The organism is Streptomyces ortus, from assembly GCF_026341275.1.
Taxonomy (GTDB): Bacteria; Actinomycetota; Actinomycetes; order Streptomycetales; family Streptomycetaceae; genus Streptomyces; species Streptomyces ortus.
This window is the reverse complement of the sequence record NZ_JAIFZO010000001.1, coordinates 120,552-142,375: the sequence shown is the minus strand read 5'-3', so window position 1 is coordinate 142,375 and position 21,824 is coordinate 120,552. Positions and strand designations below refer to the sequence as shown.

Below are 21,824 nucleotides of genomic sequence, written 5' to 3'. Positions count from 1 at the left end.
CGACGGTGTGCTCAGGCGCACCGGAACAGTGTCTGCGGGGGGCCGTCGTCGGAGGTGGTGCCGCCGTAGGTACTGGGGGCGATCTCGGTGCAGGTCGAGTACACCCAGCTGTTGATCTTCAGGGTTTCTGGGGCGTCCTTTCCGAGAGCGGGGGGATTCTTCGGCCTCGGCTCGCCGGTCGCCGGGCCGACCCCGCTGAGCAGGGCGAAGCGCAGCCGGCCGGTCGCCACCAGGTCTTGGTAGTCGGCGAGGGTGACCGACCTGGCCGTACCTGAATAGCCGCGCAGCGGGAGTACGGGCAGGCCCTTCTCGTAGATGTAGGGCGCCGCGGTGCTCCAACTGTCCACGGACATCGTGTAGTCGGCGCCGCCGTTGTGCTTCTCGACGTAGGTGAGAAGTCCGCGTTGCCCTGCGGTGAGTGACGTGGGCTCGGGGCCGTCGGGGGCGCCTGGTGCGGCCGTCGGTCCCGCGACCGCTTCGAAGGCCGATCCCGCGTACCGCTCGTCCAGTACCGACAGCGACCACGTCGTCGGCGCGGCGAACATCGCGACGCATCCGGCGAGCAGCCCGGCGGCTGCAAGTCCCGCGCGCTTGACGGGTATACGCGGGCCACGTCGGTTTCCGACCCGTACGCGCACGGTCCCTTCGCCGTTGGCCGAGAGCCCGAGGGCCAGGACGGCGGCGAGCGCGGCCACGGAGACGAGCGGGATGAGCCAGGGCGCGAAGTCGGTGTAGGCGGAGGCCAGATGGATGGTCCAGGCCGCCTCCGCGGCGACGACCGCGGGCAGCACCCAGCGGGGCCACCCGGCGTTCGCGCCGCGGTGGGCGCGCCAGAGCGCCACGGTGCCGGCGGCGGACAGGGCGGCGATGGCGGGCGCGAGGGTGGCGAGGTACGCGGTGTGGGCGAAGGAGTAGGAACTGAGGACGCCGGCTGTCGTGGCCAGCCAGACACCCCACATCAGGTATCCGGCGCGTGCCTGACCGGTGCGGGGGCCCTTGCGGTGCCGGAGCAGCCCGGTGATCAGGCCGGCCAGCGCGAGCGGATACAGCCAGCCGATCTGCGCCGCGTACAGGTCGACGCGCAGCAACTTGAGCCAACTGCTCGATCCGGGGGCGGCGGCATCGGCCTGCCGTGTGGCCTCACCGTCGCCCGTGTCAGGGCCAGGGCCAGGACCTCGGGTGGCGGTGTTCGAACCCCCGCCTGCCGCACTGGGGCCCTGGGTGGCCGAGTCGGAGCCCCCAGGGGGTGCGCCGGGGGCCCGGGTAGCCGAGTTCGAGCCCTCAGCCGTACCGCCAGGGCCCCGACCGGCCGAGTCCGGTCCCTGCGACCCGCTCGCGGCCCCGGGCGGAGGCGCGGCCTGCCCGCTCGCCGCTGCGGAGGGAGGGGCCGCCTGCCCTGCCCCGGGGTTCCGGTCGCCCCCGGGCGCAACCCCGGGATGCTGGTCGCCCCCGGCGTTCCGGTCACCGCCCGCTTCACGGCCGTCGTCCGCCCCATCGATCAGCCCCGGCTCGAAGCGGTTGAAGCCGTTGTAGCCGAAGACCATCGAGAAGGCGCTGTTGTCGGTGGTGCCGTCGACGTACGGGCGCGCATCCTTGGGGGTGAAGGTCATCAGGGCCACCCAGGACAGCGAGACCGCCACCATCACCGCGCCTGCGGCCAGCAGCTGCCCGGCCCGGCGGCGCAGCGTCACCGGCGCGGCCACCAGGTAGCCGACGAACAGCGCCGGGACGATGATCCACGCCTCCATCATCTTGGCCTGGAAGCCCAGTCCGATCCACAGGCCGCTGAACAGCAGCGGTCGCAGCCGGGCGGTACCGACCGCCTTCTGGTACTGATCGGCGGCGATTATCAGGCACATGACAACCATGCCATCGAGCATCGCGTGCCCGAACATGGAGGCGGCCACCGGCGTGAGCGCGAGCAGTCCGGCGGCGAGCAGTCCGGCCGCGGGGCCCTGCCAACGGCGTACCACCCGGTACATGACCAGTACCGAGACGACGCCCTCGACGCACTGCGGCAGGGTCAGCGCCCAGGCGTGGAAGCCGAAGACACGGGCGGAGAGAGCCTGCGGCCACAGGAATCCACCGATCTTGTCGAGGGTGATCGTGGCCGACGGGTCCAGCGCGGTGAACAGAAAGGCTTTCCAGCTCACCGTCATACTGCGCGCGGCCACCGAGTAGTAACTCGCGTAGCCGCTCTCGGTGATGTTCCAGGCGTACAGCGCGGCGGCGAGAGCCGCGATACCCAGCAACGCGGGCCGGGCCCACGGCGGCTGGTCGGCGGGCGACCGCCATACGGGTCGGCGAATGCGCGATAATCGATCGTCGGACTCGGGAACGGTTGACGTGCCGGATTCGGTCGTGGGGGCGGTCATGATCGCGGTCGGTGCCTTTCGACTGGGGCCTGAGCCGGGCGCGCGAATGCTGTCTTTGCGCGCCCGGCACCGGCGCTCCTACACGAAGTCACTCCTCCAGGCGAGTCAACTCATCGCGAGGTCACACATCACGCGCGGTCACCTCGTCGGTACGACGACCTTCGATGCGAACGCGCTCGTCCAGCAGCTTGGCGAAATTCGCCCAGATCTCCGCGTAGTGCAGTGCGAGATCGACCACGAGGGCTCCGCAATGGCTCGGTACGGCGGCCGTGAGGTCCGCCCACTCCCTCGTCGCGATCTCGTTCTGCTGCAGCAGGCGCAGCAAATGCCGCCCCTCCTCCTTGTGACGTAAGGAGGGATCCCTCAGCAGTTTTCCACCACAGCGGCGGTGTCCGCCGAGGCCTGCCGCTGGATGCGGTCGGCCCGGGGCTTGATGATGCGCGCCATCACCTCGGAGCGCGCCCCTCCGACGGCGACCTCCTGGCGCTCGGCGACCGGAGCCTGACCCGACTCGAGCCGCTTACGGACGTCGCTCACCGTCGCGGGCGAGATACCCGCGTACCGAGCCACCTCGCGCAACGAGGCCTGCGGGCGCTCCGCTATCAGCTCGGCGGCCCGTCGCCTGCCCTCCACGCTGCTCAGTGGGCGCACCTTGCCGTCCCTGCCGACGCGTGCGCCGAGTTGGGGGACGCCGCCGCTCGAACGGCGCCGGATCGCCGCGACGGCCTTGGCCCCGAGGCCGGCCGCGCGTGCGATCGCACGGTCCGACATCTGCGGGTGGGAGGCGATGATGCGGGCCGCGGCGGTGCGACGATCGGCCAGTGACAGGGGAAGGCCGTGCGGGACGTTCGAGGCGACCGCCCGCAGGAACGCGTCTTCGGGGCTTCCGTCGAAGAACTCGACTTCTATCGTCTGCTGGCCGCGCAGCCGGGCCGCCAACAATCGGTGCATTCCGTCGATGACCCTCATGGTATGCCGGTCGACGAGAATTGCGGGAATGGGAGAATCGAGCTCTGCGAGTCGTGCTACGTGCTCTTCGTCCTGCCCCTGGGAGCGAGGGGAATCTGCGGGCTTGAGCGATGAGATCGGAACAGGTAGGGAATTTCCCTTTCGAGTTCTTGGATCCCATGAAGAGCTTTTTCCCGCGGCAGGGCTTCCGGAATTTGACTCCAGTGTGCGGACTGACTGAATCAACGTATTCACCCCGTTGCATTGCGGCTTGCCGTATGCCTTTCGCCCTGTTCGGGCGCGTTCATCACCTTCGGCCTACCACTCCCCCAAACGTCCGTCCTGATCGCACCACACGATGCCGAACCGCCCCGATCGCGGGCGCGGTCGACGACACGCACCCGCTGCAAGTCACCGCACCCCCACGGTCCTGCAGTACCGGTCCTCCGCCATCGTCCGGTTTCCGCTCCGCGCTGTCGACCGGATGAACGAATAAAAACAGTATTGACCAGGCCTTGACTGCAACCACCTGAAGCCTTTAGTCGTCCTTCACCGAGGAGGGAAGCCGGGCAGGTAGAAGCGGGAAACACGGGCGGGACCGGCGGATGATTCAATCCGCGGACAGTAGTCAAATTTTAGCGGAATCTCATATTCCCCTCCGCTTCGCGTGCCCTCCGCTTCGAACGCCCTTCACTTTCCGTGAGGACCGGCCGGGAGGCGCGCCGTGCACTGTCCGCTATCGGCGAAGTTGTGCGGTCGCCCGAACGGCGCGGCTCTGACTACGATTCCCTCAGGTTCTCCGGGCAAGGGGCCCGAGGTTGTAGGGGGTTGGCATGGTTGCTGGTCGTGTTGTGCGCTTCGACAGCTCACGAGGTTATGGATTCATCGCACCCGCCCACGGCGGGGAGGACGTCTTTCTGCATGTGAACGACATGCTGTTTTCCGAGTCCTATGCGCACGCCGGGGCATTGGTTGAATTCGAAATCGAAAACGGGGATCGCGGTCTCAAGGCGGCCGGCGTCCGGCTCGTCCAGGAGGCGGGCGAGGCCGCGCCCGAGCCGGGCAGGACTTCCTCGGAACCGGGAAGGGCACCCTCGCAGACGGGCGGGACACACCCGGCCCGACGCGTGGTGGACGAGGACGACTCCCTGTGCGACGTGCTCAGCACCGAGGAGTTCGCCAGAGAGGTCACCGAGGTCCTGCTCGCGGAGGTGCCCTCGCTCACCGGGGAGCAGATCCTGCGGATCCGTGGCGGGCTGGCGCAGTTCGCCAAGAACCACGGCTGGACCGAGGGCTGACGAGAGCCGATGAAGGCCGTCAGCGTCATAGGAACGGGTGCCGTCGGCACCTCCGTCGCACTGGCCCTGACCCGTCGGGGCATCACGGTGCATCTGGAGGACCTGAGCGCGACCGCCGCCAGGACCGCCGAGGCCATGGGAGCCGGCTCGGTGCATGCACCGGACGGACGCGTGGACCTCGCACTGATCGCCGTACCCCCGGCACACACCGGGGCGGTGCTCGCGGACGCCCAGCGCCGTGGTCTCGCCCGCGCCTACACCGACGCCGCCAGCGTGAAGGCACGGCCGTACGCGGAGATCCGCTCGGCCGGTGCCGATCCGTCGACCTTCATCGGCGGCCACCCCCTCGCGGCCACCGAACGCTCCGGCCCGCTGGCCGGGCGTGCGGACCTCTTCGAGGGGCGGCCCTGGATCCTCACCCCGTCCGCGCACACCGACCAGGCCGTGCTGAACCGCGCTCTGGAGCTCGTCACCCTCTGCGCGGGCGTGCCCGTCATCATGGACGCCGCCCTGCACGACCGTACGATCGCCCTCACCTCGCACGCACCCCATCTGATCTCCACGCTCATGGCGGCGCAGCTGGCGCGGGCGACGGAGGCCGACATCCGCGTGGCGGGGCAGGGACTGCGGAACGTCACCAGCATCGCGGGCGGTGACCGCGCACTGTGGCGGGACATCCACGAAGCGAACGCGGACGCGCTGGCGGACGTACTGGACACCTTCGCCGCCGATCTGAACGTGGCCGTCAACGCGCTGCGCACACTGGGAGATTCGGACCCGGTGGTCCGTGAGCGGGCCGAGGCCGGCCTGGACACGCTGCTCAGGCACGGCGCCCGCGGACGGGACCGGGTGGCGAGCAGGTCGGGTGCGCCGTCGGCGGAGGTCGCCCGGCTCTCGGTTGCGGTGCCGGAGCAACCAGGCACGCTGGCACGGCTGTTCACAGCCGTCGACGAGCTCGGGGGGCGGATCGAGGACGTACGGCTGGAGCAGGCCGGGGAGCCTCCGTACGGACGGGTCTCCCTGTTCGTGCGGGGGACGTCCGCGGCCGAGCTGTCCCGGCTGCTGACCGTGGACGGCTGGGCCGTCACCCTCGCGCCCGCCACGGCATCCGCGGCAGAGCATGCCGCGGTTCCCGCGGCCCTCAATTCCTGAGCACGTGGCCGCCGAGGCTACTCCCATCTCCGGCCGGAACGGCTTCGCGTCGCGGCGGAGGGAACGGCTTCGCGTCGCGGCAGAGACAGAAGAACCCCGCGCGGGGCCGGCCACGAGTGGCGTACGGCTCCGAGCGGGGTTGTTGCGCTGTCGAATCGGAGAGTGAAGGTGTTCAACCGCAGCACCGCCTCAGTTGAACACCGCACCACCTCAGCCGGGCGGCGCGGTACTCTTCGCGGCCGAGAAGCCGCCGACCTTGCCGATGACGTCCGAGCTGTAGAGGCGCAGCGCCTGCTGGAGCGCGAACTCGGCCATATAGCGCCGGAAGTCGTCCACGGACTCCTCGGCGAGGTTCATCATGTGCCGGTTGGCCAGGACGGCGGGGCTTCGCAGCCGCTCCAGACTCCGCTCGACCGCGGCATCCAGTTCCTCGCTCTCGTGGATCTCGTCGAACACCAGCCGCGCCTCCGGTTCGGTCGCCCGCAGGCGCCGTCCGCCCAGGATCAGCTGCCGGGCCAGGCGCGGGCCGACGGTCCGGAGCAGCCGGAAGTCGGAGGCACCGGGAATGATGCCCTCCTTGGCCGCCGGGAGGCTGAAGTAGGCGTCCGATGCCGCCAGCACCTGGTCGAAGACGAGGAGGATCTGCGCGCCGCCGCCGATGGCGAAGGTGTCCACCGCGGCGACCCAGGGCTTCTCGACCGTACGGGACCACCGGGTCGTCCCCTCGTCGGCGAGGATCCCCCGGAAGATCTTGTGGATGTAGCCCAGTTCGCGGCGCAGCAGGAAGTCGACCAGTGAGATGCCTCCGCCGTGGAGGGCCTTGAGGTTCACTCCCGCGCTGAACACCCGGCGACCCCGGTAGCGGGGGTGGGTCATCTCTCCGCCGCGCAGCAGACAGACCTCGACGGAGGGGTCGAGCAGCGCGAGGTCGACGGCGGTCTCCATGTCGTCGATCTGCCGGTCGTCCTCCGCGTTCAGGCAGTCGACCCGGCACATGGTCAGCCGCACCGCGCTCCCGGTCCGCTCCAGGCGCACGGAGCCCAGGTCGGCCGTGCCGGTGCGCACGAACGCGGGGAGCAGTCCGAGCGCGCGCGGGGTAGGGCGCAGCATGGCGTCGAGCAGGTGCCGGCCGGTCGACGGAGAGTTCAGGATCGCCCGGAAGAAGATCCCCTGGTCGATCTCGTGCCCCTCCTTGTCCGACTGCGGGCGGCCCCGCTCGCTCGCGAGCCGCTCGGCGGTGGGCACCAGGCCGGGGAAGGCAGTCGCCGCACGCGACGCGAGGAGGGCCAGCCGCACGTACCGGATGCGGCCGTCGGTGAGTTCGTCGTAGACGGCGTCGGCGTGTACGTCCATGAACGCGGCGCGGCGGATCCGGGCGGCGTCCGTCGCCGACGCGGCTGCGGCGCGTTGCTCGGGCGATCTGAGAGTCGGCTCGGGCAGCGCGGCGAGCAGGTCGTCGGTCCGCGCGGCGGCCTTGGCGAGCGCTTCACGGGCTTCCGCCAACTCACCCCGAACGCCGCCCAGGTCGAGCGCGAGGCCGCCGTCGCCCGCGCTCGTGCTCATGCCGGCGCTCATGCCGGCGCTCATGCCCGCGCTCATGCCTGTGCCCATGCCCGCGCTCATGTCTGTGCTCCGACCACGGCCGCGCGGCGCAGTGCCCGGTCACAGGCGGCGAGATGCGCGCCCAGCGCCTCCTCGAAGGTCGTGGTGGGTGCGTCGAGCAACAGCTGGCGCCGGATGGCGAGTTCGGCGCCGGAGACGGCGCCCGCGCGTACCTCCGCGGCGGTCGCCGCGGCCACCGGATCGTCCGCCAGTTCGTCGACGAGCTGCAGTGCCAGCGCGTCCGCCGCCCCGACGGGTGTACCGAAGAGCACCGCCCGGCGGATCGCGGCAGCGCTCGCCCCGTACCGGGCGAGCCGGTAGAGCGCCATGCCGGGCCAGGTCGCGCCGTCCTCCACGGACACGACCAGGCGCGCCGAACGTGTCGCGACGCGGTAGTCGGTGGTCAGCAGCGCGTCCAGCGCCGCTCCGCCGCAGTCTCCGTCGGCGACCGCGATGGTGGCCGCGGGCAGCCGCTCCAGGCGGCGCAGCGCCCGTTCCCACTTGTTCACCAGCGGCACCGTCAGCTCGCGTGCCCAGGAACCCTCGGGTACGCCGGACACGTGGACGGTCGCGTTGCCGTGCCCGGCGAGGTCCTCTACGCGGTCGCAGAAGGCGCCCACGGCGGCGATCGTCTCGGCGGACAGCAGGCGCCGTCCGTCGATGCGCAGGACGTGCCCCGGGGAGGTCTCACCCGTTTCTGCGGCGCCACTCGTCTCCGCGGTCTCGCTCGCCCTTGTCGTGTTGCTCGCCCTTGTGGTGTTGCTCGTCCCTGTGGTGTTGCTCATCCGATCCTCCGTCACCACTGCACCAGAGCAGTCTCGATGGTCGAGCCGGGGCCCATGGTCATGAGTACGCCGTAGTCGCCCGCCCGGGTCACCCGGTCCGCGAGGAGCCGTTCGTAGGAGAACAGGAAGGAGGAGCTCGACACGTTGCCGTAGTCGCGCAGGACGCCGGTGGTGTGCCGCACGTCGTGGCGGGTCAGGCCGAGATTGACCCGGACCGCGTCGATGACCTTCTTGCCGCCCGAGTGCACCAGCCAGTGCGCGATGTCGCTGCGGCGCAGTCCCGCACCGTCCAGCAGCCGGTCGATCACCTGCTCCGCGTTGGCGCCGACGACGTACGGGATCTGCGGGTCCAGGTAGAAGCTGAACTTCCCCTGGCCGTCGTCCCAGTCGTAGCGCATCGCGTCGATCGCCTCGGTGATGAGATGGCTGGCGAACCCGAGGATGCGGGGGCTGCCCGCCGCGGACGGCGGCCCGCCCGGCGCTTCGGAGGTGACATACGCGGTGTCGGGCGTGTCGGCGACCAGGGCGACGGCCGCCGCGCCGTCGCCGAACAGGCTGTTCACGACGGCGGTGCGCAGTGTCGAGTCCATGACGTACGCCGCCGAGCAGGCCTCGGTGCAGAGCATGACGGCGACCTTGCCGGGGTTGGCGACGGCCCAGCCGGGGTGGCGTTGAGCGCGTTGAGTCCGGCGTTGCAGCCCATGCCCACGACGTCGACCCGGCTGGTCGCCGAGGAGATGCCCATCTCCTTGATGAGCAGGGCGCTGATGCCCGGCGTGAGGAAGCCCGTGGTGGTCACGCAGCACAGGTAGTCGATGTCCGACAGCTCGATGCCCGAGTTCTCCAGGCAGGCCCGCACGGCCCTGGCGCCCATGTCGAGGGCGACCCTCCTGTGCTTGGCGAGGAGTTCGCCCTGGGCCTCAGCCGGGCGCGTGCCGTCGGCCGCCTCGGGCGGAATGGTGAGGTGGCGGCGCTCGATGGCGCTGTTGAGGAAGACGGAGCGGACCTTGGGATCCGTGATGTGGAAGAGGTCGAGCAGTTCCGGCTGACTGTACGAACGCTCCGTGGTCGCGGTGCCGACGCCCGCGATCCGGGCGGTGCCCGTCGTGGGCTTCGTCGCGGGAACCGGGAGGTCCAGAACAGCGGCGTCCGGAAGGCTCGTCGTGATGGTCATCGGAAAGTCCACCCCCACATACGGGTTTTACTGCGAATGAGGCATTTCACTGAGAACACCGCTACTCCTTCTGGCGAGTTGAAGAGCCACCACTGGCAACTAGCAACTATGACGCAGTGCGGCGTGATTGAGAGCGTGTTCAACTGCGGCATTCCCCGACCCTGCTGACGCCTGGAATCGTGGGATCCTGTGCCGGTGCTGATTGACACTGAGCGACTTCGACTTCGACGTTTTCAGCCTGCCGACATACCGGCGTTCGCGGCCTACCGCTCGGACCCCGAGGTCGCCCGCTATCAGGAATGGGATTTTCCGCTGTCCCTGGAATCAGCGGGACGGCTCGTGCGCAGATACGCCCGGAGTGATCCCGCCCGCCCCGGCTGGTTCCCGTACGCGGTCGAACTCAAGGCGGACGGATGCCTGCTGGGGGACGTCGCGGTGCACCGGCAGCCCGGTGGCGAGGCCGAGGTCGGGTTCAGCCTCGCCCGTGAGCGGCAGGGCCACGGGTACGCGACCGAGGCCGTACGCGGCGTGCTGGCGGACCTGTTCGGCGGTGGCCTGCGAACGGTGTGGGCGGAATGCGACGTACGGAATCAGCGGTCCGCCCGGCTGCTGGAGCGGATCGGTTTCGAGTTCGTCTCCCAGCGGACCGTATTCGTCCGGGGAAAACGGGAATGGACCGAACTCCGGATGTTCAGCCTGCCCGCCGAGAAATGGAATGGTCCCGGCGAGGGCTGAACAGCGGAGTCGGCGACTACGGCCGGCCCGGTCATGGCATTACCGCGATGTCACGAAACGGGCCAGCCGCTCAATTCCCTCCTCGATCTCCCGGTGCGACAGATAACTGACCGACAGGCGCAGGCTGGTGCTGCCGCCGCCGCCCGGATAGAAGTACGACATGGGTGTCCAGATGACCCCGAATTCCTCGGCCGAACGGACCAAGGCCGTGTTGTCGGCTTCGAACGGCACGTCGACCGCCAGGAAGAAGCCACCACTGGGCTCGTTCCAGCGGACACCGAGTGCGGCCCGCTCATCCTCCGGGAAGTTCCGTTCGAACTCACGGAGGGTGACACGCATCGCGTCCCCGTAGTACGCGGCCGTCCGTGTGTTGAGCTCCGAGGTCCGCCCGTCGACGGACAGGAGCATGCCTGCCGTGACGGCCTGGCTGACCGGGGAGGTGTTGACGGTCACCATGCTCTTGATCTTGGTGAGTTCGTCCGCCAGCAGCCCGCTGCCGCCCGCGCCGTCGACCACGGTCTGGTCGGCCACGACGAAGCCCACCCGAGCGCCTGGGAAGAGGGTCTTGGAGTACGAGCCCAGGTGGACCACCCTGCGTGCGTGGTCCAGGGACTTGAGGGTCGGCAACTGGCCGCCGGGGCTGACCATCCGGTAGGGGCTGTCCTCCAGGATCAGGATGTCGTGCCGCTCCGCCAGGTCGAGGAGTTCCTGACGCGTGCTGAGCGGCATGGTGGTGCCGGAGGGGTTCGAGTGGTCCGGGATGACGTAGAAGGCACGCGGGCGCCGGCCGCGGGCCCGCTCGGCGAGGAGCGCCGCCTCCAGGTCGGCGCAGCGGAACCCCTTCTCGCCCTCCTCGACGGCGCGCACCTCGACGTCCAGCAGCCGGGCCGCGCCGGTGATGCCGACGTAGCAGGGACTGGAGACCAGCAGGACGTCGTCGGGATCGGACATGAGCGCCCGCACCGCGAGGAACATCGCCTCCTGGCAGCCGACCGTGACCACGACGGACTCGGCCGGTACGTGGATGTTCTCGTCCTTGCGCAGCGAGTCGGCGATCAGTTCGCGGATCTGGCCGCTGGTGGGGCCGTACTGGAAGAGGGCGGAGCGGATCTCGGCGGGGGACGCGCCACCCGCCTCCAGGTGATCCAGGTAACGGCGGAGGTAGGTGAAGATCTGCTCGGTCTCGAAGAACCCGTCATAGGGGCGGCCGGGCGCGAACGAGATCGCGTCGGGGTAGCGGTGCGTGATCTCGTTGAGGAAGTTCATCGTATCCAGCACGGGGTCGGACACACTGCCGTGCAGATCCTGCTTCCGCAGCGCGGAGGTGTCCGGGCGGGGCTCCGCCGACCCGGGACGCTGCGCCGCGACCGCAGATCCACTCTGTACGGGCTGCGGAGATCCACTCTGTACGAGCTCCGGAGATCCGCTCTGTACGAGCTCCGGAGATTCGCTCTGTACGAGCTGATGGCCGGCGAGCCCGTCCGCCCCGCGGTGTCCGGCGTCCGCGACCGTGGCCGTGCCGGTGAGCAGCATCGCCTCCTTGAGCTCGTCGACGACGATGTCCAGCACCCGCCGCACTCCTTCGGCCTGGCCCACAGCCAGTCCGTGCAGCACCGGACGGCCCAGGAGGACCGCGTCGGCGCCCAGGGCCAGGGCCGCCAGAACGTCGCCGCCGCAGCGGACCCCGCCGTCCATCAGGAGTGGGCGCGCGCCTGCGACCGCGTCCGCGATCTCGGGCAGTGCGTCCAGTGTGGCCGCGGCGCCGTCCAGCTGTCGGCCGCCGTGGTTCGACACGATGATGCCATCGGCCCCGGCCGACAGGGCGCGCCGTGCGTCGGACGCGGTGAGCACGCCCTTGACCAGGACCGGGAGGGAGCTGACCGAGTGCAGCCACTTGATCACCGACCAGTCGAGGGCCGGGTCGAACTCGGCCAGCGCATGTCCGCCGGGCGAGGCGAAACCGGCCTCGCCCCCGGGTACGGGCCCGGATCCCGCCCCGGGAAGGGGCAGATTGGCCGGAGCGATGCCCTCGGGCAGGCGGAAGCCGTTGCGGATGTCCCGCAGCCGGCGGCCCAGGCGGGGCGCGTCGGCCGTGAGGACCAGCGCCTCGAAACCGGCCCGCTCGGCCCGTTCGACCAGTGCACGTGTCACCTCGCGGTCCCGGAAGCAGTACACCTGGAGCCACAGGGGGGCGGTGCCGGCCCGCGCGATGTCCTCGAAGGTCCGCCCGGCGAAGGTGCTGACGACGAGGGGCAGTCCGGCAAGGCCGGCGGCCCGGGCGGTGGCGACCTCTCCGGCCGGGTCCGCCAGCGTGTGGTAGGCGAGGGGCGCGACACCGACGGGCGCGGCCCAGTCCCGTCCCAGGATGCGGGTGCCGGTGTCGGGCCGGCGCACTCCGGTCAGTACCCGCGGACGCAGTCGGACCCGGCCGAAGGCCTCCTCGTTGGCGGCGAGGGTCCGTTCCCGTCCCGCGCCCCCCTCGATGAAGTCCCAGACGTCGGGGGCCAGTTCCGCGCGGGCCAGGGCCGCGTAGTCAGCCAGGGTGTGCGGTTCCCGTACGCCGCCGTCCGCCGGCCGGCCGCTCACCCGGCGGCCAGCCGGTCGCGTTCGACGGCCTCGTACAGGGCCCGGATGTTGGCGCTGCCGAAGCCACGGGAGCCCTGGCGCTGGATGAGTTCGAAGAAGAGGGTGTTGCGCTCGTAGGGCGAGCGGCTGAACAACTGCAGCAGGTAACCCCATTCGTCGCGGTCGGCGAGGATCTGGGTGGCCCGCAGCTCCTCGATCTTCTCCCGCATACCGGTGAACCGGTCGGCGAGCATGTCGTAGTAGGTGCCCGGGGTACTGAGGAACTCCACGCCCCGGTCGCGGAGTTCGCGTACCGACGGGATGATCTCGTCGACCAGGAAGGCCAGGTGCTGGACACCGGGCCCGCCGTTGCGGTCGAGGAACGCGTCGAGCTGTCCGGGGCTCTTCGTCGGGTCCGGCGCGACCAGGGTGAAGGTGACGCGCCCCGACTCGCTGCGTACGACGATCGAGTCCATCGCCTGATCGCCGACGGCGACGTACTCGGAGGAGTACCGGGACATCCCGAAAGCGGCGTCGTAGTAGTCGGCGTAGTCCCTGAGCGCGCTGCCCTCGACGCAAACCGCGATGTGGTCGAGCAACCGTATCCGGCCCGGGGTGTCGCCCGTCTCCTGCCCCTGGGGCGCGGTCTCCCAGGCGCGTCCGGGGGGCCGGGACTCGGGGTCGAAGGGGCGCGGCAGCAGCGTGTGGGTGACGCCCCCGAACGCCGAGACCACCGGGTTGCCGTGGGCGGGAGCGAAGGACTCACCGCCCGCCGCGACGGCCGCATCCCGGGTCTTCGTCACGTCGTCACAGGTCAGCGCGATGTCGGCGATACCGTCCCCGTGCTGGTCGAGGAATTTCCAGATCCCCCTGCCCGACGTGACGATCACCCGGCTCTCGCCCTGCCGCAGCAGGATGGAGCTCCGGTCGGCCTCCACGCGGTCGGCGACCCGGGTGAAGCCCATTCCCGAGACGAAGTAGTCGATGGTGGACGGCGCATGACTCGTGTAAAGCTCGACGTGCGCCGTGTCGTGCACTGTCATGGAGGTGCCTCCTCAGGAACCGGGGACCGGGGACCGGGTCGGGAGGACCGACGGCCCGGCTGTCGTGGGACTACCAGCGCCATTCCTGCTGGCCATAGAGGTGCCCGGCCTTGATCCCGCGGTCCTTGCACCAGGTCATGAACTCGTCGATCTGCTTGATCTGGTACGTGTCCTCGGTGTACGTGGTCGCCATGACGTGGCCCAGCCAGGGCTCCTCGCCCATGGCGTACACGTACGCCTCCTTGGCGCCGAGTTCGACCATGATGTCGGCGGCCTGCGCGGCGTTGGAGCCGGACAGCTTGCGGGAGTTGCTCATCTTCTTCGTGACCGGTTTGGTGAGCAGCGCCTGGTAGAGCCAGGTGAGGGGGGCGCCGTCGCACTCCATGCCCAGGAAGGCGATGTCGGCGGTGCCCAGGTGCCGCTTCACATAGCGGTAGAGCAGCGGGTCGATGCCTGAGGAGTCCGCTCCGATGAAGACCTTCTTGCCGGCGAACTCGGCCCAGTACGTGGACTTGCCGCGGATGTCGAGGTCGCAGTGCTCACCGAGGAACGGGGTGGCGGTGACCTTGCCGCCGGGGAACTCCACCTCGTCGAAGTCGTCGACCTCGACGACCGGGAAGCCCTGGTGCTTGAGCATCAGGGCCATGGACGGGTCGGCGAGGTTGCCGCGCGAGGCGCGCGGGACGACGACCGCGCCGACTCGGCCGCGCAGCTGGAGCAGCGTCTCCAGGACGATGTGGTCCTGGTGGCCGTGCGTGATCACCACGAGGTCGATGAAGTCGGGCAGGTCGTCCAGGGTGTACCGGTCCCCGGCGGTGTTGTCCGCGCTGATGAACGGGTCGGTCACGATGGCGGCTTCGGGTGTCTGCAGGACCAGGCAGGCGTGTCCGAAGTAGCGGATCCGGCCGCCGGCGTCGATGTGCCGGTCCTCGGCCAGGCTCGGCCGGTCGCTCAGCATCCCGGACAGCCTGGTGCTCTGGGCGTCGTCGAGTTCCAGGGCGTCGCGCAGATGGGACAGCGTGGTGGGCCGTACCCGGGACTTGAACAGCTCTTCCAGGCCCGCGTGGCGGAAGGGGATGTCCAGCTCCAGCACGTCCGGGGAGGGCAGACGCGGGGTGCTGAGGATGAAGGGGCGCTCGATGCCGGTCTCGAAGGACAGCTGCACCGACTGGCGTTCCTCCTGGTAGATGTCGCTGTGATAGGCCAGCGGTTCCAGGAAGCGGATCTGTGCCTGGTTGTCGGTGTCGTACGCCAGCTCCACCAGGCCGCCCAGCTCCTGCGGCAGCTTGGGGTACAGCGGAGTCAGGTCGAAGCCGGTCGCGTTGCCCCGCAGCAGCTCCTGGCCCTCGGCGATGGCCTCGGCGAACCGCAGCATCCCGGCGCGCTCGCGCTTGATGGTGGCCAGCAGGTCGCGCACCTCGTCGGCGCGTTCCTCGGGGATGTTGATGAAGTAGCCGCCCCGCAGTTCGGGGTTGTGGCTGGCCGCGACGTGCACCTTCGGGGACTGGAGGTAGGACTCCAGCAGCGGCACCTGCAGGAATGCCAGGTTCATCGCCGCCTGGATCGGGGCCAGCGTGTGCGGCCAGACGTAGAACCTGTCCACGAGTGGTTCGACTATGACCTTCGGCCGCAGGTACAACTGCTCATCAGCCATCAGACTTCCGCCCCTCCAGGCATTACGAACGACAAAGGGTTTCCGGTACGTGCTGGTTTCCTGGAATTGCCGGCGCGCCGGTCACGGCCGCGTGGGCCCGCCGTCCCCGGCGACCCGCTCCAGGACCGCCATGGCACTGGTGAGTTTCATCCTGGCCTGGGCCCAGGCGATGGACCGCGGCCCCTCCAGGACGGCGCCCGAGACCTCCTCGCCGCGGTGTGCGGGCAGGTCGTGCATGAACTTCGCGTCGGGCCAGCGGCTCAGCAGCCGTTCGTCGACGTGGAACGGCCGGAACCTCTCCCGCCAGTCGGGGTCGGCCTTGACCGTGCCGGTGGTCTGCCAGCGGGTCGTGTAGACGACGTGCGCCTCGGCCGGCAGGTCGTCGAGGTCATGGGTCTGCCGGACCGTGCCGCCCACCGCCGCGGCCCGTTTCGCGGCGTCGTCCAGGACCTGCGCGTCCAGCCCGTAGCCGGACGGGGTGGCAAAGGTGAGACGGCAGTTCGGCATACGGGAGAGTCCGTACGCCAGTGCCGACGCCGTGTTGTTGCCCTCGCCGAGGTAGAGCAGCGACAGTCCGTCGAGCGAGCCGAATTCCATGAGCATCGTCGCGAGGTCACAGATGCCCTGCGTCGGGTGTTCTTCCGCGGCCATCGCGTTGATGACGGGCAGCTCGCCCGCCCGGGACATCTCCCGCAGTTCGTCGAGGGGCCCCGCGGTGCGGACGACGAGCGCGTCCAGCATGGAGCCGAGGATGCGCCCGGTGTCCTGAAGGGACTCCCCCGTCGCCGTCTGCAGGTCGTCCGGCCCGTACATCAGGGGGAAGCCGCCCAGTCGTACGGTGCCGGCGCCGAAAGCGGTTCTGGTCCTGGTCGACGTCCTGGTGAAGAGGACTCCGACGACTTTGTCCCGCAGGGGCCGCTCGTGCGCGCTCTGGTCGTGGTACAGGTCACGGGACCGGGCCGCCAGGCGTTCCAGGTCCTCCCTGGTCAGGTCGGACAGCGTCAGCAGCCCGCGCTGTGGTGCGAACATGGTTCCCCGTTCTTGTTCGGAGAGTGCGCTTGCCGTGCTGTTCGGCGGGATCACGGCCGCGTGCCCACTCGACGCCCGCGTCGATGCCGACGCCCGCGATGCCGTGGGCCGCCCGCCAGTCGGCCCGGTAGATCGTGCTGCGGTAGCGGTCGGCGCCGTCGGGACACAGGCAGACCAGTTCGGCCGTCCGCGGGTCCTGCCGGAACATGCGCAGCGCGGCGGCAACGGTCGCGCCGGAGCTGCCGCCGACACCGATACCGGCCTGCTCCGACAGCCACAGACAGGCCGAGACGGCTTCGGTCACCTCGACGTGCAGCGCCTCGGTCGTGGCCGGATCGAGGAAGTTGGACGGGCAGCTGGCGCCGATCCCGGACAGGAGCCGCCGGCCGGGGTCCCCGCCGAGTGCCGCCGAGCCGTGCACGTCGACGCCGACGAGCCGCCAGGCCGCACCCGTCGCCTCGACGAACCTCGACAGTCCTGCGAGGGTGCCGCCGGTGGAGACCGGCACCAGGACCGTCGCGGGACCCGGCACCTGGGCACGCAGTTCGGGCGCCGTGGTGACGAAGTGTGCGTTGGGGTTCGCCTCGCTCCGGTACTGGTTCGTCCAGACAAGACCGGGGCGGGCGAGCAGTTGTGCCCGCACGTACCGGATGCGGTTCAGCAGAAAACCCCCGGAGGAATCCGGTTCGTCGACGACCGTCACCCGGGCGCCCAGCCCGTGCATACGGTCGATGAAGAACGAGCTCGTCCGGGGGTCGACGACAGCGTTCAGGGGAATTCCGCGGGTCTCGCACTCGGCCGCCATCGCGACTCCGAGATTTCCGGAGGTCGATTCGATGATACCGGCTTCGCTGTCGATCGAGTCCGCCACATGGTCGATGAGGGAGGCGGCGATCCGGTCCTTCAACGAGCCGTAGGGATTGGCCGATTCGAGTTTCAGCCGCAGCCGTCTTTCGATTCCGTCGACTTTGATGTACAGGTCGACGATCGGGGTGCGGTCGACGACCCCGTTCTCTCTGACGGGCGGTTTTCGTATCGGTCCTGGAGAGCCTGCAGCTCCCATGCGACAGTCACATCCGATCTTCTTGAGTGCTCGTGACGGGTCTCCTCACGGCCCCCGAAGCGCCGGATGGAAATCGGTCAGGCGACGACCTCGGACATTTCCACGACGACCAGGCGGCCCGTGCCCCGGAGCGTCGCCAGATCGATGTCGGCGACACAGCGGACCGGGTCGTCGTTGAGGACCAGCGTGCCCTCGACGTGGACCGTCCCGCTGCCTCCCTCGAAGTCGGCGCCGGCGTAGTCGGATGCCTCGCGGTCCAGGCGTATGCCCAGGTCGGTGCCGCCACGGGTCTCGGTGAACTTCACGAACACCGTCCCGATGTCCTCCAGCCGGACGCGCAGCTCCTCCAGTGTGGGCTTGGGGCCGCCGACCGCCACCGGCTGTTCGTCGCTCAGCCGCTGCGTCAGTTCATCCATGGGTCACCTCTCGGGGGCTCAGTTCTGCTCGGACTCGGCATAGGCGAAAGCCAGGTCCTCAGGTATTCGGAACTTCAGCGTGGTCTCGCAGAATTCACGCCACTCCGGAGTGTCCTCCGTGAACAGTCTCTTGTCCTTGTCGACTCCGACAGGGCTGATCATGACGGTGAATTCGTCACAGAGGAACACCGTCGTGTCGTCGGTCATTTCACGCTCTTCCGCTCGCACGCCGGCCGACCAGCCCGGAAAGCGACGCAATTCACCCAGCAGGTAGGACTTGCAGTACTTCCTCACCGGAACCTCCGAAAGCGGGCCGACGGCGAACTCTCCCACGTGCGGCGCCGGGTGAACCGAGCGAAGTCGGTCCTTCGGGAAACCGCGGAACGTGGTGTCGCGTTATTAGGCGCTCTCAGCGTACGACAAGCGTTCCGGCCGATCTATAAGTGCGGGGTGACAGGAACGGCGGTCTGAACGTTCAACTGCGCGTGTGCGCCGGTTGAACGCCCAGACCGCCGAATCCCGCCCGGGGGGGCTGTGTGCGGAGGTCGGTGTGCGGAAGTCCGTGTGCGGTTGGGTCCGCCCTTACGCGTCCCGGGCGCGGAGCAGCCAGCCGCCGGCGGTCATCGCGCCGACCGCCCACAGGGCCAGCACGCCGAGGCCCTGCCAGGGCCCGATGGGCAGGTCGCCGACGTCGACGGTGGTCTGGACGGCGAGGCCGGCCGTCATCGGGGAGATCTGCTGGAGGTGGCGCTGCCAGTCGGGGTCGGCGACCACCTGGGCGAGGATCGGGAAGACGAACAGCAGGGCGAGGACGATGCCGATGGCGGTCGCCGAGTTCCGTACCACCAGGGCGATGCCGAGGCTGAGCAGGCCGATCAGCACGAGGTAGAGGACCGAGCCCACCGCGGCCCGCAGCGTCGCCCCGTCGGTCAACGACAGGGGCGGGAAGCCGTGTTCCTCGGTGAAGCCGCGGCCGGGCTGCACGAGGCCACCGACCAGCAGGGAGCCGAGGACGGCGACCGTCCCGGCCACCAGCATCACCGCGGTGAGTACGGCGGACTTCGAGAAGAGGACCGTGAGCCGGCGCGGTACCGCCGTGAGCGTGGTGTGCATCATGCCGGTGCTGTACTCGTTGCCGACCATCAGCACGGCCACGATCGCGACGACGACCTGGCCGACCAGCACACCGGTGAGGCTGAGCCGCGTCGGGTCCCCGCCGCAGCCGTCGGCGTCGCACCGGGAGGTCATGGCCACCGCGGCACCGACCGCGAGGGTCAGCGCGACCACGGCGAGCGTCAGCCAGCTGTTGCTCGCGTCGGTCCGCAGCTTCGTCCATTCGGCCCGTCCGGCGGATTTCATACGTCCCTCCGGCGGAGCAGGACCACGGCGGCGGCGAACGACGCCGCGGCGTAGGCGCACAGGACGGCGAGCCCGGCCCAGGGGGCCAGCGGGAAGTACCCGGACGAGGGCGAGTAGACGGTGACGACCTGGTCGTAGCGCTCGATGCTCTGCTGGATGGCGAATCCGGCGGCGGGAGTGACCCTCAGCAGCCACTGCGAGGCGCCGTCGGGCAGTACGGACGCCGTCGCGAGGAGGTAGGGCAGCACCATGCCGACGACGACCACGGTGATGGCCACGGCGCTGCGCCGCAGGATGGCGCCGACGGCGAGGGCGAAGACGCTCGCGGCGGCGAGCAGCAGGCCCGTACCGACGATGACGCGCAGTTCGGTGGCGGCCGGGACCGTCAGTACGGGGAAGCCGTTGGATTCCGAGCGCTGTCCGCCGAAGGGGACCATCACCGCGGCGGAGACCACGCCGACGACGAAGGCGAGGGAGCCGATCACCAGGCCCTTGGCGACCAGGACGCGGCCCCGGCGCGGGCTGGCGGCGAGGGTGAGGCCGATCATGCCCCGCCGGTATTCGACGGTGATGTAGCCCGCGCCCACGACGACCATGATGATCAGTCCGGCGAACGCGCCGACGAGGAAGTTCTCGATGGTCCGTACGCCGCTGGTGGCGGGGCCGCCGACGACGGGGGCGATGTCGCCCGCGCCGGTCACCTTGAAACCGCTGCCCTCGGGGGTGGCTTGGCCCTTGGTGTCCTGGCTGTAGCTGGCGGAGGTGCCCGCGTCCTTGCCGACCTGGTCGCTCGCCCAGGAGCCGCCGGTCCACTGGCCGCCGAGGGCGATCCGGTCGAAGGTGCCGGTGGCGACGGCCGGGGCGAATCCCGTGCCGGTTCCGGTCTCGTCCTTGATGGACGGGGAGGTCACGAACAGTCCGACCTCCGGTGTCCGCGACAGCCCGGTCAGATCCGCGTGGCCCACCTCGGTCCACTTGGACCCGTCGGCCGACTCGTAGCCGGTGAGGGTGTCGCCGGTGCGCTGGAGGCGCAGCCAGCGCGGTGCCTCCTGGGAGGCCGCGCCGGCCGCCCCGGCGGTGTCGTGCGTGTAGTCGTACTGCATCCGCACGCCGTGGCTGCCGGTGACCATCATCGCCGCGTACGACGATCCCTGGTCCAGGCCGTCCTTCACGATGATGCCGGCCTTGGCCCAGGGGGCGAGGCCGCTCCTGCTGTCGTTCGGGTTCGTCGAGACGACACCGGCCAGTGAGGAGACCGCGACCGTGATGCTGCCGTCGCCCTGGAGCTTCTGGTGGACGAAGTAGAAGCTGTCGTTGACGGCCTCGCCGCCGGGGCCGACGGGGAGCGCGGAGCTGCCGTCGGGGTCGGACTTGTTGCCCGCCGCCGTGGCGAGCAGGCCCACCAGGCAGATGATCAGCACCGCCCCGACAGTGCTCCGCACCCAGCCCCGCACCGTGCGGAACTTGGTCCATTCCGAGTGGAGGAGCTGCGCGAAGCCGCCCCGGCCCGGCCGGGTGGCCGTGCGCGGCGGTGTCAGCGTGGAGGTCATCGGCCGGCCTCCTCGGGCACGACCCCGCGGTACTGCACGGCGTCCCGGGTGAGCTCCATGTAGGCCTCTTCCAGCGAGGCGCGGTTCTCGGAGATCTCCGAGAACGGCACCGCGTTCTGGCTGAGCAGCGACACCACGTTCTCCGCGGGCAGGCCGGTCACGCTGACCGTGTCGGCCCCGGTGGAGCTGACGGTGGCACCCGAGCGGGCCAGGACCGTCATGGCCTGGTTGAGCGCGGACGTCCGCAGGGTGACCCTCCCCTGGGACATCGACGCCAGCAGCTCGCGCACGCTCATGTCGGCGACGACCTTGCCGCGTCCGACGACCACCACGTGGTCCGCGCTGTCCTGCAGTTCGCTCATCAGGTGGCTGGAGACCAGCACGGCCCGCCCCTGTTCGGCCAGTGAGGCGAGGAAGCCGCGCATCCACATGAACCCCTCGGGGTCCAGGCCGTTGAAGGGCTCGTCCAGCATGATCACCGGGGGGTTGCCGAGGAGGGCCGCCGCGATGCCGAGGCGCTGCCGCATGCCCAGGGAGAAGCCGCCCGCCTTGCGCTGGGCCACGTCCTGGAGGCCGACCTGCCGGATCACCTCGTCGACCCGCTCGGCGCCCAGCCCCTGGGAGTGGGCCAGCCACAGCAGGTGGTGGCGGGCGGTCCGGCTCGGCTGCACGGCCGCCGCGTCCAGCAGCGCCCCGATGTGGGTGAGCGGGGTGCGCAGGTCCTGGTAGCGGCGCCCGCCGACCAGTGCGGTTCCTCTGTCGGGTTTGTCCAGGCCGAGGATGACGCGCATGGTCGTGGACTTGCCGGCGCCGTTCGGACCGACGAAGCCGGTGACCTGCCCCGGCCTGACGGCGAACGTCATTCCGTCCAGCGCCTGGGTGCTCCCGAAGCGCTTGCGCACGTCCGTGACTTCGATCGTCGCGTCCGACCCATCGATCGTTTTCTCCATACCCGCAGACTAGGGAGCGGGAGGTGGTCAGGTCGTCACGGCCGGGAGCCATGTTCGGTGCCACTCACAGGAGCCAGTACGAGGACCGCCCGTCCCCCACAGGAGGGACGGGCGGAGTCATACCTC

At 70.0% G+C, this 21,824-nt stretch carries 18 protein-coding genes and 2 pseudogenes; 3 read left to right on the top strand and 17 right to left on the bottom strand.

Translation table 11 applies throughout. From position 1 onward, the window contains the following. Positions 1 to 11: 11 nt before the first annotated feature. From K3769_RS00600 to K3769_RS00590, 3 genes are all read right to left on the bottom strand, one after another. The gene (locus tag K3769_RS00600) at positions 12 to 2,375 is read right to left on the bottom strand and encodes an ArnT family glycosyltransferase (protein ID WP_267024416.1); all 2,364 of its coding nucleotides are present in this window, start codon (positions 2,373 to 2,375) and stop codon (positions 12 to 14) included. Positions 2,376 to 2,496: 121 nt separating this feature from the next. Further along, a complete protein-coding gene (locus tag K3769_RS00595; RefSeq protein ID WP_267024415.1) occupies positions 2,497 to 2,700 on the bottom strand; it encodes a hypothetical protein in 204 nt (67 codons plus the stop codon). A gap of 38 nt (positions 2,701 to 2,738) precedes the next feature. Then, positions 2,739 to 3,344, bottom strand: a complete 606-nt coding sequence (locus tag K3769_RS00590; RefSeq protein ID WP_267024414.1) for a helix-turn-helix domain-containing protein — start codon at positions 3,342 to 3,344, stop codon at positions 2,739 to 2,741. 812 nt (positions 3,345 to 4,156) lie between these two features. Between K3769_RS00590 and K3769_RS00585 the strand changes: the two genes are divergently transcribed. Both K3769_RS00585 and K3769_RS00580 read left to right on the top strand, forming a co-directional pair. Then, a complete protein-coding gene (locus K3769_RS00585) occupies positions 4,157 to 4,621 on the top strand; it encodes a cold-shock protein (RefSeq protein ID WP_267024413.1) in 465 nt (154 codons plus the stop codon). Between the two features lie 9 nt (positions 4,622 to 4,630). Next, on the top strand, positions 4,631 to 5,773 hold the full coding sequence (locus K3769_RS00580; RefSeq protein ID WP_267024412.1) for a prephenate dehydrogenase: 1,143 nt from the start codon (positions 4,631 to 4,633) through the stop codon (positions 5,771 to 5,773). A 210-nt stretch (positions 5,774 to 5,983) separates the two neighbouring features. Here K3769_RS00580 and dpgC read toward each other — a convergent pair whose 3' ends face one another. From dpgC to dpgA, 3 genes and pseudogenes are all read right to left on the bottom strand, one after another. Beyond that, positions 5,984 to 7,396, bottom strand: a complete 1,413-nt coding sequence (gene dpgC, locus K3769_RS00575) for a (3,5-dihydroxyphenyl)acetyl-CoA 1,2-dioxygenase DpgC (RefSeq protein ID WP_267024411.1) — start codon at positions 7,394 to 7,396, stop codon at positions 5,984 to 5,986. Further along, on the bottom strand, positions 7,393 to 8,160 hold the full coding sequence (dpgB, locus tag K3769_RS00570) for an enoyl-CoA-hydratase DpgB (RefSeq protein WP_267024410.1): 768 nt from the start codon (positions 8,158 to 8,160) through the stop codon (positions 7,393 to 7,395). The genes dpgC and dpgB overlap by 4 nt, the downstream gene beginning before the upstream one ends. 11 nt (positions 8,161 to 8,171) lie before the next feature. Further along, a pseudogene (dpgA, locus tag K3769_RS00565) lies at positions 8,172 to 9,328 on the bottom strand (3,5-dihydroxyphenylacetyl-CoA synthase DpgA). Between the two features lie 201 nt (positions 9,329 to 9,529). On the opposite strand from dpgA, the gene K3769_RS00560 reads away from it, so the two are divergent. Next, positions 9,530 to 10,069: a GNAT family N-acetyltransferase gene (locus K3769_RS00560; RefSeq protein ID WP_267024409.1), complete on the top strand. Its 540-nt coding sequence runs from the start codon at positions 9,530 to 9,532 to the stop codon at positions 10,067 to 10,069. A 39-nt stretch (positions 10,070 to 10,108) separates the two neighbouring features. Here the strand turns inward: K3769_RS00560 and K3769_RS41040 are convergent, their stop codons facing one another. The 11 genes and pseudogenes from K3769_RS41040 to K3769_RS00510 form a co-directional block, all read right to left on the bottom strand. Then, positions 10,109 to 11,335 (bottom strand): aminotransferase-like domain-containing protein, encoded by a 1,227-nt coding sequence (locus K3769_RS41040; protein WP_372514854.1) that lies wholly within the window; start codon positions 11,333 to 11,335, stop codon positions 10,109 to 10,111. A 288-nt stretch (positions 11,336 to 11,623) separates the two neighbouring features. Continuing rightward, positions 11,624 to 12,655 (bottom strand): annotated as a pseudogene (locus tag K3769_RS41035) (alpha-hydroxy acid oxidase); the annotation flags it as partial. After that, positions 12,652 to 13,677 carry a 4-hydroxyphenylpyruvate dioxygenase gene (gene hppD, locus K3769_RS00550; protein ID WP_267024407.1) on the bottom strand — a complete coding sequence of 342 codons (1,026 nt, stop codon included), beginning with the start codon at positions 13,675 to 13,677 and terminating at the stop codon, positions 12,652 to 12,654. The gene hppD and the pseudogene K3769_RS41035, both read right to left, overlap by 4 nt. A gap of 70 nt (positions 13,678 to 13,747) precedes the next feature. Beyond that, positions 13,748 to 15,331, bottom strand: a complete 1,584-nt coding sequence (locus K3769_RS00545; protein ID WP_267024406.1) for an MBL fold metallo-hydrolase — start codon at positions 15,329 to 15,331, stop codon at positions 13,748 to 13,750. Between the two features lie 81 nt (positions 15,332 to 15,412). Further along, positions 15,413 to 16,360 (bottom strand): ornithine carbamoyltransferase, encoded by a 948-nt coding sequence (locus tag K3769_RS00540; protein WP_267024405.1) that lies wholly within the window; start codon positions 16,358 to 16,360, stop codon positions 15,413 to 15,415. Beyond that, a complete protein-coding gene (locus tag K3769_RS00535; RefSeq protein WP_267024404.1) occupies positions 16,278 to 17,423 on the bottom strand; it encodes a pyridoxal-phosphate dependent enzyme in 1,146 nt (381 codons plus the stop codon). The genes K3769_RS00540 and K3769_RS00535 overlap by 83 nt, the downstream gene beginning before the upstream one ends. Before the next feature lie 77 nt (positions 17,424 to 17,500). After that, the gene (locus K3769_RS00530) at positions 17,501 to 17,839 is read right to left on the bottom strand and encodes a hypothetical protein (protein ID WP_267024403.1); all 339 of its coding nucleotides are present in this window, start codon (positions 17,837 to 17,839) and stop codon (positions 17,501 to 17,503) included. 18 nt (positions 17,840 to 17,857) lie between these two features. Then, entirely contained in the window at positions 17,858 to 18,172 is a 315-nt protein-coding gene (locus K3769_RS00525) for a hypothetical protein (protein WP_267024402.1), read from the bottom strand. Positions 18,173 to 18,421: 249 nt separating this feature from the next. Further along, the gene (locus tag K3769_RS00520) at positions 18,422 to 19,198 is read right to left on the bottom strand and encodes an ABC transporter permease (protein WP_267024401.1); all 777 of its coding nucleotides are present in this window, start codon (positions 19,196 to 19,198) and stop codon (positions 18,422 to 18,424) included. Then, positions 19,195 to 20,748, bottom strand: a complete 1,554-nt coding sequence (locus K3769_RS00515; protein ID WP_267024400.1) for an ABC transporter permease subunit — start codon at positions 20,746 to 20,748, stop codon at positions 19,195 to 19,197. The genes K3769_RS00520 and K3769_RS00515 overlap by 4 nt, the downstream gene beginning before the upstream one ends. Next, positions 20,745 to 21,698: an ATP-binding cassette domain-containing protein gene (locus tag K3769_RS00510; protein ID WP_267024399.1), complete on the bottom strand. Its 954-nt coding sequence runs from the start codon at positions 21,696 to 21,698 to the stop codon at positions 20,745 to 20,747. Before K3769_RS00510 ends, K3769_RS00515 begins: the two co-directional genes overlap by 4 nt. Positions 21,699 to 21,824: the final 126 nt, after the last annotated feature.